Origin of the sequence: Marinobacter mobilis, from assembly GCF_900106945.1 — a bacterium.
GTDB classification, from domain to species: Bacteria; Pseudomonadota; Gammaproteobacteria; order Pseudomonadales; family Oleiphilaceae; genus Marinobacter; species Marinobacter mobilis.
This window is the reverse complement of the sequence record NZ_FNNE01000004.1, coordinates 248,624-264,237: the sequence shown is the minus strand read 5'-3', so window position 1 is coordinate 264,237 and position 15,614 is coordinate 248,624. Positions and strand designations below refer to the sequence as shown.

13 protein-coding genes and 2 pseudogenes are annotated in these 15,614 nt (G+C 61.5%); 4 read left to right on the top strand and 11 right to left on the bottom strand.

The genetic code is table 11. The features are described 5' to 3' along the window. Positions 1-6: 6 nt before the first annotated feature. The 6 genes and pseudogenes from BLV11_RS08235 to BLV11_RS08210 all read right to left on the bottom strand — a co-directional run bounded on the left by BLV11_RS08235 (position 7) and on the right by BLV11_RS08210 (position 6,716). On the bottom strand, positions 7-1,002 hold the full coding sequence (locus tag BLV11_RS08235; protein WP_091812487.1) for a branched-chain amino acid ABC transporter permease: 996 nt from the start codon (positions 1,000-1,002) through the stop codon (positions 7-9). A 2-nt stretch (positions 1,003-1,004) separates the two neighbouring features. Next, positions 1,005-1,892 carry a branched-chain amino acid ABC transporter permease gene (locus BLV11_RS08230; RefSeq protein ID WP_091812486.1) on the bottom strand — a complete coding sequence of 296 codons (888 nt, stop codon included), beginning with the start codon at positions 1,890-1,892 and terminating at the stop codon, positions 1,005-1,007. Between the two features lie 104 nt (positions 1,893-1,996). Then, complete coding sequence (locus BLV11_RS08225) at positions 1,997-3,208, bottom strand: ABC transporter substrate-binding protein (protein ID WP_091812485.1); 1,212 nt, start codon at positions 3,206-3,208, stop codon at positions 1,997-1,999. A gap of 69 nt (positions 3,209-3,277) precedes the next feature. Further along, positions 3,278-4,000, bottom strand: coding sequence for an ABC transporter ATP-binding protein (locus BLV11_RS08220; RefSeq protein ID WP_091812484.1), 723 nt, complete (start codon positions 3,998-4,000; stop codon positions 3,278-3,280). Continuing rightward, positions 3,997-4,799: pseudogene (locus tag BLV11_RS08215) on the bottom strand (ABC transporter ATP-binding protein). The gene BLV11_RS08220 and the pseudogene BLV11_RS08215 overlap by 4 nt, the downstream one beginning before the upstream one ends. Before the next feature lie 277 nt (positions 4,800-5,076). After that, positions 5,077-6,716: pseudogene (locus BLV11_RS08210) on the bottom strand (AMP-binding protein). 457 nt (positions 6,717-7,173) lie between these two features. Here BLV11_RS08210 and BLV11_RS08205 point away from each other — a divergent pair. The 3 genes from BLV11_RS08205 (at position 7,174) to BLV11_RS08195 (ending at position 9,645) form a co-directional block, all read left to right on the top strand. Continuing rightward, positions 7,174-8,091, top strand: coding sequence for a helix-turn-helix domain-containing protein (locus tag BLV11_RS08205; protein ID WP_245725959.1), 918 nt, complete (start codon positions 7,174-7,176; stop codon positions 8,089-8,091). Between the two features lie 129 nt (positions 8,092-8,220). Then, complete coding sequence (locus BLV11_RS08200) at positions 8,221-8,856, top strand: DUF1326 domain-containing protein (protein WP_091812482.1); 636 nt, start codon at positions 8,221-8,223, stop codon at positions 8,854-8,856. Between the two features lie 9 nt (positions 8,857-8,865). After that, positions 8,866-9,645: a DUF2182 domain-containing protein gene (locus BLV11_RS08195; protein ID WP_091812481.1), complete on the top strand. Its 780-nt coding sequence runs from the start codon at positions 8,866-8,868 to the stop codon at positions 9,643-9,645. An 18-nt stretch (positions 9,646-9,663) separates the two neighbouring features. On the opposite strand, the gene BLV11_RS08190 is transcribed toward BLV11_RS08195, so the two are convergent. The 5 genes from BLV11_RS08190 to BLV11_RS08170 form a co-directional block, all read right to left on the bottom strand. Then, positions 9,664-10,236, bottom strand: a complete 573-nt coding sequence (locus BLV11_RS08190) for an LOG family protein (protein WP_091812480.1) — start codon at positions 10,234-10,236, stop codon at positions 9,664-9,666. Beyond that, positions 10,233-12,065, bottom strand: coding sequence for a DUF4153 domain-containing protein (locus BLV11_RS08185; RefSeq protein WP_091812479.1), 1,833 nt, complete (start codon positions 12,063-12,065; stop codon positions 10,233-10,235). The genes BLV11_RS08190 and BLV11_RS08185 overlap by 4 nt, the downstream gene beginning before the upstream one ends. After that, complete coding sequence (locus BLV11_RS08180) at positions 12,062-12,784, bottom strand: SGNH/GDSL hydrolase family protein (protein WP_091812478.1); 723 nt, start codon at positions 12,782-12,784, stop codon at positions 12,062-12,064. The genes BLV11_RS08185 and BLV11_RS08180 overlap by 4 nt, the downstream gene beginning before the upstream one ends. A 3-nt stretch (positions 12,785-12,787) precedes the next feature. Further along, positions 12,788-13,372: a carboxypeptidase-like regulatory domain-containing protein gene (locus tag BLV11_RS08175; protein ID WP_139173218.1), complete on the bottom strand. Its 585-nt coding sequence runs from the start codon at positions 13,370-13,372 to the stop codon at positions 12,788-12,790. Between the two features lie 66 nt (positions 13,373-13,438). Next, a complete protein-coding gene (locus tag BLV11_RS08170) occupies positions 13,439-14,467 on the bottom strand; it encodes a GlxA family transcriptional regulator (RefSeq protein WP_091812476.1) in 1,029 nt (342 codons plus the stop codon). Positions 14,468-14,589: 122 nt separating this feature from the next. On the opposite strand from BLV11_RS08170, the gene BLV11_RS08165 reads away from it, so the two are divergent. Next, on the top strand, positions 14,590-15,480 hold the full coding sequence (locus BLV11_RS08165; RefSeq protein ID WP_091812475.1) for an alpha/beta fold hydrolase: 891 nt from the start codon (positions 14,590-14,592) through the stop codon (positions 15,478-15,480). The last annotated feature ends 134 nt before the right edge of the window (positions 15,481-15,614 follow it).

Genomic DNA, 15,614 nt, shown 5'->3' with positions numbered 1-15,614 from the left:
GCCGGTTCAGCCCAGGTTCTTCTTCACGAACTTTTGAACCTCTCCCACGATACCACTGCGGAAGGCCAGTACGGTGAGCACGAAAATGCCACCGAGGATCGGATCCACCCAGTCTCGCAAAGGTCCCTGGGAAAGCTGGTACTCCACGTTTACCACAAAAGTAGCACCCACCACCGGCCCTAGCAGGGTGCCCATGCCGCCGACCAGGGTCATCAGAATGACCTCGCCTGACATATGCCAGTGGGCATCGTTCAGTGACGCCAGCTGGAACACCACGGATTTCATCGACCCCGCCAGCCCTGCCAGGGCTGCAGAGATCACGAAAGCCAGCACCTTGTAGCGATCCACGTTGTACCCCAGCGACACCGCCCTCGCCTCGTTCTGCTTGATGGACTTCAGCACCTGGCCATAGGGACTGCTGACGACGCGCTGCACCAACAGGTAACAGCCAATAAACACCGCCAGCACGAAGTAATACATATTCAGGTTGTCTTCGAGATTGATCAGCCCGAACAGCTCGCCCCGGGGAATGCCGTGCATACCATCCTCACCACCGGTGAACTCGGACTGCACGAAGAAGAAAAACACCAGTTGCGCCAGGGCGAGGGTCACCATTGCAAAGTAGATCCCCTGACGGCGTATCGACAGCAGCGCGAAGGCCATACCCAGCAGCGTAGATGCCAGGGTACCCGCGAGGATGCCGACCTCGGTGGTCAGCCCCGAGTAATTGCTGAGCAGAAACCCGGTGGTGTAACTGCCGGTGGCGAGGAAGGCGGCATGGCCGAAGGACAGCAGCCCGGTGAAGCCGAACAGCAGGTTGAAGGCCACTGCGAACAAGGCAAAGCAGAGGATCTTCATCAGGAAGACCGGATACAGTACGAACGGCGCCGCCAGCAGCAGGAGCAGCAAGGCGCCATTGAGCATCATCTTGCGGCGATCCTGCAGCGCCTGCTGCTCGACGATGGCCTTGTGGATGTCGGCGGAATTGACGGATTGATTCATGGTTATGCCTCCTTACCGAACAAACCACTGGGCCGGAACATCAACACCAGCACCATGACCAGGAAGATGACCGCGGACGATGCCGGCGGGTAGAAGGTCTTGGTCAGGCCTTCGATCACCCCCATCAGGATGCCGGTAATGATGGCGCCACCAATGGAGCCCATGCCGCCGATCACCACCACCGCAAACACCACAATCAGGATGCTTGAGCCCATGACCGGCGTAACCGAGTAGATCGGAGCCGCCAGCACACCGGCAAAAGCCGCGAGGGCCACCCCGAAGCCGTAGGTCAGGCTGATCAGCAACGGCACGTTGATGCCGAAACCCTGCATCAGTTGCGAGTCTTCAGTGCCGGCACGCAGGTAGGCGCCGAGTTTGGTCTTCTCGATCACAAACCAGGTGCCAAAGCACACCAGCAGCGCAGCCACAATCACCCAGGCGCGGTAATACGGCAGGAACATGAAGCCCAGGTTCATGCCGCCCTTGAACATGTCCGGCATGGCGTAACGCAGACCGGAGACGCCGAAGATATTGACCAGCACCCCCTGAATGATGAGCGCGGCCCCGAAGGTGAGCAGCAGACTGTAGATGTGATCCTGGCCCGCAATCCGGCGCAACAGGAAGTATTCGATCAGGACGCCAAAGGTCCCCACCACCAGGGGCGCAAGGAACAGCGCCACCCAATAGCTGATGCCCAGGGTATCGAACATCAGGACAGTCACCATGGCGCCGAGCATGTACATGGCACCGTGGGCGAAATTGATGATCTTCAGCAGGCCGAAGATTACCGCCAGCCCCAGGCTGAGCAGGGCGTAGAAGGCGCCGTTAATAATCCCGATCAGCAGCTGGCCGGACAGCACAGCGAGGGGGACGCCAAATATCATGGTCATGTTGCTAACTCCAGAAACAGCGCAGACGTAAGAGTGGGGATCACCCCGTCAGGAGGCCGGCCACGTCCCGGTTGCGGTCAGGACGTGCCACGGCCGCGCCTGGTTCAGTTATTGACCAGCTTGCACTTGCTCTCAGAGAGCGGGCGATAGGCTTCGTCCGCCGGAATGGTCCGCAGGATCTGATACAGATCCCACTCGTTCTCGGACGCCTCCGGGGTCTTCACCTCTGCCAGGTACATGTCATGGACCATGCGGCCGTCGACACGGATCCGGCCGTTCTTGGCAAACATGTCGTTGATGGGGGTATCCATCATCTGCTGGCGAACGGTCTGGGCATCGTCGGAGCCGGTGGCGGCAACGGCATTCAGGTACTGGATGGTGCTGGAGTAAATACCGGCATGGACCATGGTGGGCCGGACACCGGTCTCCGCCATGAAGCGGTCGGACCACTCACGGGCCTCGTCGTTCATGTCCCAGTACCAGCCAGTGGTCAGCTGAATGCCCTGCGCGGTTTCGGCGCCCAGGGCATGAACGTCGGTCAGGAACAGCAGCAACGCAGCCAGGGTCTGGCCTGACTGGGTCAGTCCGAACTCACTGGCAGTGGTGATGGCGTTGGTTGTATCGGCGCCGGCGTTGGCCAGACCCACCACATCAGCACCGGAAGCCTGGGCCTGGAGGATAAAGGAGGAGAAGTCCTGAGTCGGGAACGGGTGACGCACGGTCCCGATGACTTCACCACCACTGGCTTCCACCACCCGGGTAACGTCGCCCTCGAGCGCGTGGCCAAAGGCGTAGTCCGCGGTCAGCATGTACCAGCTCTTACCGCCTTCCTGGACCACCGCACTGGCAGTACCATTGGCCAGCGGATAGGTGTCGTAGACGTAGTGGATGTGGTTCGGCGTGCAGTGCTCATTGGTGATACTGGAGGCGGCCGAGCCGGAGATGATGCCCAAACGGTCATTCTCCTCCAGGATCTTGCTCACGGCGATGGACACCGACGATGCCACCATCCCCGCCACCAAATCCACGTTGTCGTTCTCAACCCAGCGGCGAACCGTGCTGGACGAGGTATCCGGGCTGTTGCGGTCATCGGCGCTGACGACTTCGATTTTGGCGCCATTGACCGTGCCGCCGAAGTCCTTGATGGCCATGTTCAGGGCGGCCAGACCGTTGGGGCCCGCGAGGTCGCGGTAAGTGCCGGACATGTCCGCCAGGTAGCCAATCTTCACCGTGTCCCCGGATATTTCCGCCTGGGCACCGCCCACCATCAGGGTTGATGCAACGGCTGAGGTCAGAAGCTTCTTCATCATTGTCATTGTTGTATCTCCGCTACTGTCTTGCGTTGGTTCAGGTTGTTGTTGCTCAGGTCTTCATTGCTGCTCAGGTCATACGCCCAGATAGCCGTTCAGCACCGACTGTTTTTCCGTCAGTTCATGGGCGCCGATTTCTTCCACGATCTGGCCGTGCTCAACCACGTAGTGACGATCGGCCAGGGGCGCGGCAAAGTGAAAATTCTGTTCCACCAGAACGATGGTTAACCCCTTTTCTTTCAGGGCAACCAGCACCTCCCCCAGTTTCTCCACGATCACCGGCGCCAGCCCCTCGGTGATTTCATCCAGCAACAGCATCGTGGCGCCGGTACGCAGGATGCGCGCCATGGCCAGCATTTGCTGCTCGCCGCCGGAGAGCTTGGTGCCCTGGCTGAAGCGACGCTCGTAGAGGTTGGGAAACATGGTGTAGATCTCTTCCAGGCTCAAGCCACCGCTGCGGACTACGGGAGGCAGGGTGAGGTTCTCCTGGACACTGAGGGAGGAGAAGATGCCGCGATGTTCGGGACAGTACCCGACCCCCAGCCGGGCGATGTGATGGGGCGCGCAGGACATGCTTTCCTCGCCGTTGATCATGATCGATCCGGTGCGGCGTCCCACCATGTTCATGATCGCCTTGAGGGTGGTACTGCGACCCGCGCCGTTACGGCCCAGCAGGGTAACCAGTTCACCCCGGTTCACCACCAGGTCGATGCCATGCAGGATGTGGGATTCACCGTAGAAGGCATGCAGTCCGGAAACCCGTAACTGTTCGTACTCCCGATCCGGGTTCGCGCTCATTGGGCCGCCTCCGTTTGCTCGTTGTCATTCGCAGCACCCCGCTCACCGCTGCCGTCCGTGCCCATGTACACCTCCCGCACCTGGGGATCGGCAGACACGGTGGCGTAATCCCCCTCGGTCAGCACGGCCCCCTGGGCGAGCACGGTAATGCGGTCACAGAGTTTGCTGACGACGCTCAGGTGTGCTCCACCATCAGGACCGTGCGGCCCTGGGCGGCCGTCTGTACCAGCTCCACGACCCGGTCGACGTCTTCCGACCCCATGCCCTGGGTGGGCTCGTCAAGCAGCAGGATTTCAGGTTCCATGGCCAGAGTGGTAGCCAGCTCCAATGCCCGCTTGCGGCCGTAGGCCAGCTCCACCGTCGTGGTGTTGGCAAACTCGGCCAGCCCCACGGCGGCGAGCAGTTCCATGCAGCGTTCGTTAAGCTTGTTCAGGCAGTTGCCGGACTTCCAGAAGCTGAAGGAATTGCCCTCGAAGGTCTGCAGCGCCACGCGGATGTTCTCCAGCGCGGTCATGTGGGGAAACACCGCCGAAATCTGGAATGAGCGGACCATGCCCTTGCGGGCGATGGCGGCGGATTTCAGCGGCGTGATGTCCTCACCCCTGTAGAGGATCTGCCCACGGGTGGGAATCAGGAACTTGGTGAGCAGGTTGAACACAGTGGTCTTACCGGCACCGTTCGGGCCGATCAAGGCGTGGATATGGCCTTTCTGAATCTTCAGATTGACGTCGTTGACCGCGACAAAGCCCTTGAACTCTTTGACAAGGTTGCGGGTCTCCAGAACGTAGGGTTCGGTCATGAGCCAGTCTACCTTTGTTATTGTTGTATCTATCAAGTAACTCAGGTTAGATTGACGTACACGTAAACGTCAATTCAAATTGACGACTTTTTCGCCGATCTGACTCAGCAATAAGTCGTAGATCAGATCGATCACCGGGTCCGGAACGCCGTCCTCGTCGCCATCACCCGGGAGGATCAGCGAGGGACACCGGGGCCCGGTTTCTGCAGGGTGCCGTAGGCCGCGCCCTGCAGAAACCGTCGCTGTAGGCAGGTTTACCGCTCGTCAAAGCCAAGGATCATGCCCCGACTTCGTCCTTCGCCCGGTTGCGCAGCACGAAGCGCTGGATCTTGCCGCTGGGGGTCTTGGGCAGTTCATCAACGAATTCGATTTCCCGCGGAAAGGCGTGGGTCGACAGCCGGCGACGCACCAGCTCCTGGAGCTCATCTTTCAGCGCCTCGGTGTCGGCCGCCGCGTGCGCAGCCTTGATCACCACGTAGGCCTTGATGATGGCGCCGCGCTTCTCATCCGGCTTGGCGACAACGCCGGATTCAGCCACCGCCGCATGTTCCAGCAACGTACTCTCAACATCCGCCGGGCCAACGCGATAACCCGCGGTGGTGATGATGTCGTCATCCCGGCCGCTGAACGAGTAGCTGCCGTCACCGTGACAAATCACCATGTCGCCGGTGAGGTAGTAACCGTTGACGAACGGGTCCTTTTCGCCCCAGGTGTAGCCATCAAAATGGAACAGCGGCGACGCCTCAACATCCACGGCCAGCTGGCCGATGTCACCTTCACCCACTTCCTCGTTCTTCTCATTGAGGGCAACCACCCGGTGCCCAGGGGAGTGGCACCCGGGCGCTGGAGGTGCTCAAGACCATGGAAGTTGCAACAGGTCATCCCGGTTTCGGTCTGGCCATAGTGATCCTTGACCGGACAGAAGTGGCGATCCCGGATCCAGTTGACGACCTCCGGGCTCAGTGGTTCCCCGGCACTGCTGGCCACCCGCAACCCGAGGTTCTCACCCGTCGGCAGCACATGGTCGTTGGCCTTGAGCAGCCGGTACGCGGTCGGCGCCGCTGCCAGGTTGGTGATCTTGTACTTGCGGATCATGTCGTAGGTGGATTCCGGCGTGAACGCCCCCGGGTTGAAGTGGGTGGCGTGCCCCATCAGCAGGGGCCCGATGACGGCGTAGTAGAGACCGTAGGCCCAGCCGGGATCGGCGACGTTCCAGTAGCGATCATCCTCGCGCAGATCGATGGCGTACTTCATGTAGACGTAGAACGCCAGCAGGGCCCGGGCGGGCACGGCAACGCCCTTGGCCTTGCCCACGGTGCCGGAGGTAAACATCTGCAGGAACGGCTCGGAACCGCTGATCCGGACCGGCTCGAAATCAGCGGACTGGGCCTTGAGGGTGTCGTAGAAGTCGGCAATGGCGGCCCCGGTTTCGCTGGCGTTCACCGCCAGTACCGGGGCACATTCCTTAACGTCGGCCAGCTTGGGGTAGTTGGCCGGGTCGGTCACCACCAGGCGGGTCCCGGCCCGCTCCAGCCGGTATTCGATGGCACCGGAGCCGAACGCGGTAAACAGCGGCTGATAGACAGCCCCGGCCCGCAGAGTACCGGCGATAACGATCAGCAACTCCGGCGTACGGGGCAGCAGACCCGCCACCCGGTCGCCCTTGCCGATCCCCTGGGAGGCCAGGTAATTGGCAAAACGGGCCGAGCCCTCCCGCAGCTCGGCAAAGGTCAGCGAGCCATCAGCGCCGCCCTCCGTTTCGTAATGCAGGGCGACTTTGCGGGGATCGCTCGCCCACTTGTCGCAGATTTCGTGACAGACATTCAGGCCGCTGTCCAGGCGGCCCTCCAGGATCTCCGCTTCCAACGCGGCAGGATCGAAACGGTTGTAGATGTTGGCGTATTCCGGAAGGCTCATGTTCAGCTCCTGTTGTTGTTATCGTTGATACCTTGCGATCAAGGCTTATCACGATACGCACTTTACGTAAAGGTAAACCAAGACTTCAAAATAGCCGGAATTGCCCATTAATCAAGTTCGGCATCGGACGAATCAGGAGCACGCCACAAGCAGCCCGTTCTCCCAGTGGCCGTCACCTGCCTCCTACGTTTTTAGTTCTAAGGTACAGCTATACAGACGCTTCATCCCATGCCTATTCTGATGACCGATCGTTGAGTGATTTCGGGCCACTGCAGCGGAATGTAACTTGCATTTATTCACCCTATCGGTAATTCCCCGCGCCCGTTATCAAGTTTTGGCAAAACTATATTTTTGTTAAAAATCAAAGTGATAAAAGGCAAGGAGAACGACAGGCCGCAATTACTCAAGCTCCGGACAGATGACTATGCACCTCACAAACAACAAAAATGCACCCAAAATGCGCACAACCGAGGCCCGCGATGCTGATGAACACGCTCACAACCTGACCAACTGGCAGCAACAGTACGACCAGATCAGCGGTGGCGGCTTCTATGGCCGTATCGACGAACTTCCGCTTCCCCGGCTGCAGGTGTTCCGCGAGCACACCAGCAAGGCCTTGCGGCAGCAGTGCAATGTCTGGCCAAACTCGGTATGGATCGGGATTCCGGCGGTGGCGGATGACTGCCGCATCAACGGCCAGGTGGTCGCCGATCGCGATGTGATGTGCCGTCCGGGACATTGTGATTTCGAGCTGGTGACTCCGGAAGCCTTCGATATCTTCGGGGTCGTGATCGACCGCGACGAACTAAACCGGGTCGCTCGGGTACAGGGGCTGGAGCTGGAAGACGGCGCCCTGCTCCATCATCCACGGCTGAGCGTGCCCGCCCGAACCCTCGACGCCATGCGCTACATCATCTCGCGCCTGCTGGATGGCGACCGGCGACTGACCGCGCCTCATCTGCAGAAAGACCTGGTACTGATGGCGCTGCTGGAACTGTTGCAGCAGGAATCCCCCAACGATGAAGTTCCGCCCGGTTACCGCCACCGCAAGTGGGTGGTGGATCAGGTCAAGCAATACGTTGCCAGCCACCAGGATGCGCCACTGACCATGATTGACCTGTGTGAACTGACCAATGTCAGCCGCCGTACCCTGCAGTACAGTTTCGACAGCATTCTCGGCATCAGCCCGTTGCAGTATCTGCGGGCGACCCGGCTGAACCAGGTCCGCCGGGCCCTGCGTCGGGCCAACGCCCGTCAGACCGTTGCAGACATCGCCAGCTACTGGGGGTTCTGGCATCTCAGCCAGTTTGCCAAGGACTACAAGACTCTGTTTGGAGAATCGCCGTCCAACACCCGGAACACGCCCTGCGTCTGAAGCGCATTGTTTCGCAATAATCAGCAGCTTTTTACGCCACATCCGTCTAAAGATGGGCCCGGCCGGGCCCATGCTCCCTCCCCCGGAACCTATACTTAAAGATCATCAGACTGCCAAGGGAGAAGAGCCATGACTAAGGCTGACTGGCGTATCGAAGGACTGGAGTTCGTAAACTGCAACTGTGACTATGGCTGCCCCTGCCAGTTCAGTGCCCGCCCTACCCACGACAATTGTCAGGCCATGGGCGCGGTAAGGATCGACAAGGGCTATTTTGGCGACACCCGGCTGGATGGGCTGTCTTTCGTGATGACCCTGAAATGGCCCGGCGCCATCCACGAGGGCAATGGTGAAGCCCAGGCGTTCATCGATGAGAATGCCAGCGAGGCCCAGCGTGAAGGCATCCTTGCCATCCTCTCAGGAGACACCTCAGAGCCCGGCGCCACGTTTTTCAACGTATTCGCCAGCACGATGACCAAGATGAACGACCCGGTGTTCTGCCCCGTTTCCATTTCCGGAGATGTCGAGGCCCGCACCGCGTCCGTGACTGTCGGTGACGTGATTGAGTCTTCCGGGACGCCGATCATCAATCCGGTGTCCGGACTGGAACACCGGGCGCGGATTGATCTGCCCCAGGGTTTCGAGTTTGCGGTGGCGGAAGTGGCCAGCGGCACCACCCGGGCCCGGGGCGCCATGCCTCTGGATCTGGCGGGCACCCACAGCCACCTGACCCATCTCGATATCGGCCCACAGGGCGTCTATCGCTAAGGTCCGGCCATGACAACCAACGCCGACGCCCGCACGTTCAGGCTGTCAGGCGATGCCATCACCACCCTGCTGGCACTGGCGGTGGTGGTGTCGCTGTGCTGGTGGTATCTGATTGAGCTGGCCACCGACATGGCGGCGATGCCCATGGCGGACATGATGACGTTCCGCCCCTGGACGGCCAGCTATTTCCTGATGATGTTCCTGATGTGGGCGGTCATGATGGTGGCGATGATGGTGCCCAGTGCCATCCCGATGATCCTGTTGTATCGCCAGGTGGCCCGCCATAGCCGGGTGCCCCACCCCGCCCTTGGCACGGCCCTGTTCGTCGTGGCCTACGTTGCCGTCTGGACACTGTTCAGCCTGGCTGCCACCACCTTGCAATGGCAGCTGGAACAGGCCGCACTGCTGTCCCCGATGATGGCCAGCAACAGCGTGGTATTCAGTGCGGCCATCCTGATCCTCGCCGGGGTGTACCAGTGGTCACCCTGGAAAGACGCCTGCCTGCGCCATTGTCACGGCCCTTTTACGTTTGTCATGCAGCACTGGCGCCCGGGGCTCAGGGGCGCCCTGACCATGGGCCTGCATCACGGCGCCTACTGCCTCGGATGCTGCCTGCTGCTGATGGCGTTGCTGTTCGTGGGCGGGGTGATGAACCTGACGGTCATTGCGCTGATTGCGGTGCTGGTGCTGCTGGAGAAAGTGCTGCCCTGGGGCCGGAGTCCATCCCGGCTGCTGGGCGCCATAGCCATTGCCGCGGGTCTGGCACTGCTGGTCTGGCCCCAGGGCTGAATGTTCTCATCCAAGGGGCTAGCGGGCCGGATCCGCCCACTTGCTGGCCGGCGGCTGATAGCCGCGGATGGCCCTGATCAGGGCCTCCGGCTGTTGCTCGACAATCAGCATGTCGGCGTATTGCGGCTTGAGGAAGCCCTCTCCCGCCATGTGCCTGACAAAGGCCAGCAACTGGTCGTAGTAGCCATGGGCGTTGAGCACCGCGCAGGGCTTGCGGTGATAACCCAGCTGACCCCAGGTCCAGGCCTCAAACAGCTCGTCCATGGTACCGGGACCCCCGGGTAAGGCCACGAACGCATCCGCCAGTTCACTCATCCGGGCCTTGCGCTGGTGCATGTCTGCCACCACCTCCAGCTGGGTCAACCCGGCGTGAGCCAACTCCCGTTCCCGCAACGACTCCGGGATCACTCCATACACCTTTCCCCCGGCGGCCAGTACCGCGTCGGCGACAACCCCCATCAGGCCAACGTTACCGCCGCCGAACACCAGGTCTATGCCCTCGCTGGCAAGATGACGGCCCAAGGCCTCGGCGATGTCCCGGTAACGGGCGTCATGGCCAAAGCTGGAGCCACAGAATACGGCTACTTTCATTGTGCACTGCCCTCGGTGATGGCGGCCCCAGCCGGGGCGCGGCCCTGAAGCGATTCAAGGTAACCGCTGTCCGGCCGAACCTGGAAGAAACACTTACCGTCAGTAAAGACGTCAGTGTGCGGTACCAGCGGTTGCAGCTCCACCTCTCTGTCCAGTTCCATCGGCCAGTTGTCGGCACAGCCGGCCGCCTGGAACGAGCCCATCTCAAGCACCTGGTTCGCTGACTGCACATAGACGCTGCCATGGATGTAATTTCTCAACGGGATTCGGGCCACCAGCCAGTACACCCGCTCAGGATCCGGTTGCGCACGAATCACCGTACACTTTCGGGGCATGCTGAGACAGGACGTCTGGTCCCGGCTCAACACGCTCAACAGGGCATCCGGGATAACAACCTCCGGCGGAACCCGGGCAAACATATCCGCCACCGCAACGGGATCCCCGACGTCCACCACCACCGTGTTCTGCCACCGGCTCTGCTGTTGCAGAATTGCGTCGATGCTTGCCACCACCTCCGGATTCGCGGTCGCAAACTCACTGTCCCGCAAACGCTGCAACTCACGCACGCCGTAGGCACCAAGATCAAAACGCAGGTAAGCGTAGTCAAATTCGTCGATGGCGGTTTTTCCCGTTTCCAGACGGCTGGCCTGACTGGCCGCCGCCCAGGCTCGCAAGTCCGCCAGCGGAGAGTTGACCAGCAACAACACCGCAGCCACCACCAGTGCCAGCACTTTGTTGGCGCCCTGAATCGCCGGCAACGCGCGACTACGCTTCCAGACCACCAGTACCGAATAGCTGACCGTAAAACCGGCAATCAGCAGCTGGAGGGTCCCTGCCCACAGGCGGTCCACCGTCAGACCATACTGTTCAATACGCAACCCCAGCGCCCAGGCAGCCAGCAGCGAGTTCAGCGGCAGCAGCGCCACTGCCAGGTACACCAGGGTGCGCAACCAGACCGGGTACGGCGGCTGATCCGGGTTCTCACTCAGCGCCGAATTGAAAAAGAACAACAGAATCAGCGCCAGCCACATCATCAGCAGCGCGGCATGACCGGTCTCCCAGATTCTGTCCAGCCCGGTGAACGGCAAGGCGCCCAGAAACAACACCATAATCAACGCCGCCAGGGGCAACAACGCCTTGATCAGGGCTTCACACATGGCCTGAACCGTGGCAATCAGGCGAATCCGCTCACGGATCAGTACCAGCCCCCAGCCACCAACCAGTGCCGTCACCGGATAGATAAACAGGGGTTCTTCGAACAGTTCCTCGAAGAAATCAATGCCGATCACGTTGAACAGCCCGCCCCACAGGAACAACAGGCCCCAGAATACCCCGATAAACAACCCCAGCTGGGCCAGGGTCAGGGCATTCTGCCAGGACAACTCCAGCAGCTGGCGATAGTGGAACCGGGGACTCTGGTTAATGCACCAGACCCGGAAGAACAACGCCAGGATAAACAACGCCACAGCGACACTTGTGGATAACGCAAAAACGAAGTGACCGTGACTGGGCACCGCCAATTCGGCCGCCCAGCTTAACCAGCCCAGGTGCCAGCCCAATCCCCCCAGCAACCCCATCAGCGGCAACAGCCCCCAGCCATTGCGGCGGTCTGTCACCCGCTCCAGCCCGAGGTAGTAGAACAACGGCACCCCCAGCGCCAGGGCATAGCTCATGAACATCCAGCGCGGATCGGTCGCGGGCCAGACCTCGTTGTCGGCCGCTAAATGAAGAAAATACAGCGCAAAGCCCTGGATCAGGGCCAGGATTATCAGGCCATAGCGGCTGGTCTGGTCCAGCCTGTGGGCCACGGTGCGGGATGTCTCGGTCAAGTGTCTGCCTCCCCGGCCTGCTGCCAGGCCACAATACGCTCCGCACCATGCGCCCCCCACAGAGCGTAAGCATCGCGGCCCGGATGAAACCCGTCGCTGGCCATCAGGTTGTGATCCAGGGGAAAAGGTACGGCCAGGTACTCACAGCCTGCTTCAGACTCGCACAACGAGCGCATATCCCCATCCAGCTGCCCGGCCCGCAACCCCAGGTACCAACGCAGGGGCTGTGGCAAGGCCGGAAAACGCCCCATGGGGGGAACCGCGGTAAACAGAATATAGCGCACACCAAAACGGCCACACAGGTCGGCGCTCAGGGCACGGAGATTCGCTTGCCAGTCGCGCCGCCCGGTGCGACCGGTAACATCATTGACTCCCACCGACACCAACGCGACATCATAATGCCCGGTGGGATGGGTACTCACGGCAGCCCGGACATCCGCACTTGTGCGGCCGGTCTCGGCCAACAGCGTCCAGCTGACCCGGCGATGTTTCGCCAGGGCCTGGACCAGGCATCCGGACAACGCCTCGTGCTGATGACTAACGCCGACGCCGGCGGCAGCAGAATCACCCACGATCAACAGGCGCAGCGGTTCGCCTTCACCCACATGGCCGCTGCGCGGGCCCTCCGGCTCCGGCAGCCGCGGCGTATCGCGGCGGACACGACGGCCCTGAAGCAGCAGAAAGGGCAACAACAACAACGTTGAGACCGGATAGAGCATGGTTCAGCGGTTGCCTCCCTCAGCGCGCTCCCGGAACAGCGCTTCCAACGCATCCTGCCACTGATCGTTCAGGGCCGGATCGCGGCACAGTACGCCGTCCAGTTCGGTCAGGTTTCGCAATGTAAGATCGTCCAGGGATTCCTGCGCACGGAGATCCTCGGCCAGACGCAGGCGGTAGTGGCCGAAGGGGCACTCATCAGGGCCTTGTTCCAGACCGGCAAACATCGGCACCTCGGCCAGGCTTGGCTGTCTTGACCGCGGCGGGGCCAACGTACGGGTCACAAACACCGCATCGGCGTAGTCGGGATGGCGCACCACCCAGATCTCGCGGTTCAGGTAGCTGGCCGGCATTGCCATGTAAAACTGCCGTTCCGATTGGCCTTCGATGGCGAACTCACCGACGGTGCCGGTCGCGGTGGTCAGCTCAGGCTGGTCCAGGTTGCGGACTTCCGCGCCAACCACCGGCGCCCCGTCTTCGGCATCAAAGACCTGACCGGACACCGGCTGCACCAGCCACATATCGGTCACCATGGGCACACAACCCGCCAACAACATTAGCGCCAGACCCAGGCCAAACATGCGTTTCACAGGACTCTCCCTTCCGTTCATTATCGACCAAAGGTATACAAACTCGCGATCTATGGCGAATTTCTGTCAATGCGCCAATGCCTGCGCGCTGGCGGACACAGCCGGTGACACATAGCTGAAACGGCTCCGGTACTGCTCCATGGTGCAACCCACCGTGCGTTTGAACAACCGGCGAAAGGAACTGGCATCCTCATAGCCCACCTGCCAGATGATCTGGCTGGTCTGCTCCCGGCTCGACTCCAGCAAGTGCTTGGCCGCTTCCACCCTCAGCTGCTGCAAATAAGACAGTGGGGTTTCGCCGGTGGCCTCCTTGAACCGACGTTTGAAGGTCCGGTTACCCAACCCGGCAACGGCCGCCACCTCGTCAATCGCCACCGGCCCGGAGTAATGCTGCTCCAGCCAGGCCTGGGCTTTCTGCACCGCCAGATCGTTATGGGCCTTGTGGCCGAAGAACGTCATGTAGGGAGTCTGCTCCGAACGGCGGTTATCGAGCACCAGCAGCTTGCTGCAGGCCAACGCCAGCGCTGGCGAGGCCAGCCGCTCGACCAGATACAGACACAGGTCGGTGTAAGCGGTCGCGCCACCGGCACAGATCACCTGACCGTTGTCCACCAGCAACTGATGATCGTCCAGCCGCAGCTGCGGGTAGCGCAGGCGGAACATCGGCGCCGCGCGCCAATGAGTGGTGGCCACCTGGCCTTCCAGCAGACCGGCCTCGGCCAGGACAAAACTGCCGGTACAAACGCTGGCCACCAATGCACCGTCGTCGAAGGCAGCCCGCAGCCAGGGAAAGAGCGGGGCAAGCTCGCGCATGCTGCGCTCAAGGTGAGCCGGCGACGCCACCGCCTCCGCTCCGGATCCCACCACCACCAGGTCCGGCTGCAATGACTCCCGTTCACAGGTCGGCGTGACCAGGGCGCCGCTGTAACCGCGCACCGGCTGGTTATCCAGGGTTACCAGCTGGCAGTCGAACATCAGCTTCCCCCGCTGGCCCGGCAGACGGGCGCAATAATTGGCGGTCGCGAAGAAATCCATCACCCCATACACACCCGAAGCGTGGCAGTTAGGCAGAGCGACCACAGCAACCTTGATCATAGCAATGTCCTTTTTCGCATTTACTATGTCAAATATGACACTCCTCGCTGGCAGCCACAAGCCCTAATCTGAAACGGTCATCCATTACGGCCACGGAGGCCGAACCAGGGAGGCATACGCCCATGACCATCCACATGAGAAACCTGACCACCGCAACCACCGCATCGCCCTCGTCGCAACCGCACAAGGTCCGGCAGGAGGCTCTCCGCCTGGGCCTGGAACTCTACTCCCGACTGTCCGCCGACGGCGCCGCACGGCTGATCGACCGCCTCGCGTTCACACCGCAACGGTTACCGATGCCCTCGCGCTACGAATACCTGCTCGATCAGGCCGACAGCCATACCCAGCTACACCATGGCGCCCATACCCTGCCGGTCTACAGCTGGGGCGATGGCCCGACCATCCTCGGCGTTCACGGCTGGTCTGGCGCGGGCATCCAGTTTGGTGCCTATATCGAGCCGCTGGTCGAGGCTGGCTACCGGGTCGTGTTGTATGACGCGCCCGCCCATGGCCGCGCCCAGGGCGAGCGTACTGACCTGTATGAGATGGCCGAGGTGCTGACGCGAGTGGCCCACCACGTCGGTCCGCTGCACGGCATCATCGCCCACTCGGTCGGCGCCCTCATCGCCGGGCGGGCGCTGGTGGATGGGCTGGCCGCCCGCAAGCTGGTGCTGCTGGCACCGCCGGCAAATCTGTCCGACGTGGTCGACGGCCTGGGCAAACAGCTCGGCCTCAGCGCCAGCGCCCTGTCCGGGCATCGCCGACGCATGGAAGCCCGATTCGGGGCCGACGTCTGGAGCCGGCTGTCGCTGGAACAGTTGGCCCCCCAGCTGATGCCGCAGGGCCTGGTGGTCATCGACAGCGACGATCGCGAAATCAACGAGGCCGAGAGTGCACGGGTCTATCATCACTGGCCCGATGCCGGTCTGCTGCGTACCGCCGGCCTCGGTCATCACCGCCTGTTGTGGCACCCGGATGCGGTGGAGCCGGTTACGGACTTTCTTACCCGCTGACGCCAACCTTTGCCGCGGCACCCGCCGCGGCCTTTTTCTGGCCAACCGCCCCGCTCACCTTAACTTTGCCAGCCAGACCCGTTACAGTCGGGAACCAATAGCCGCAACATGCCAACCATGACCGCTACTGGAGA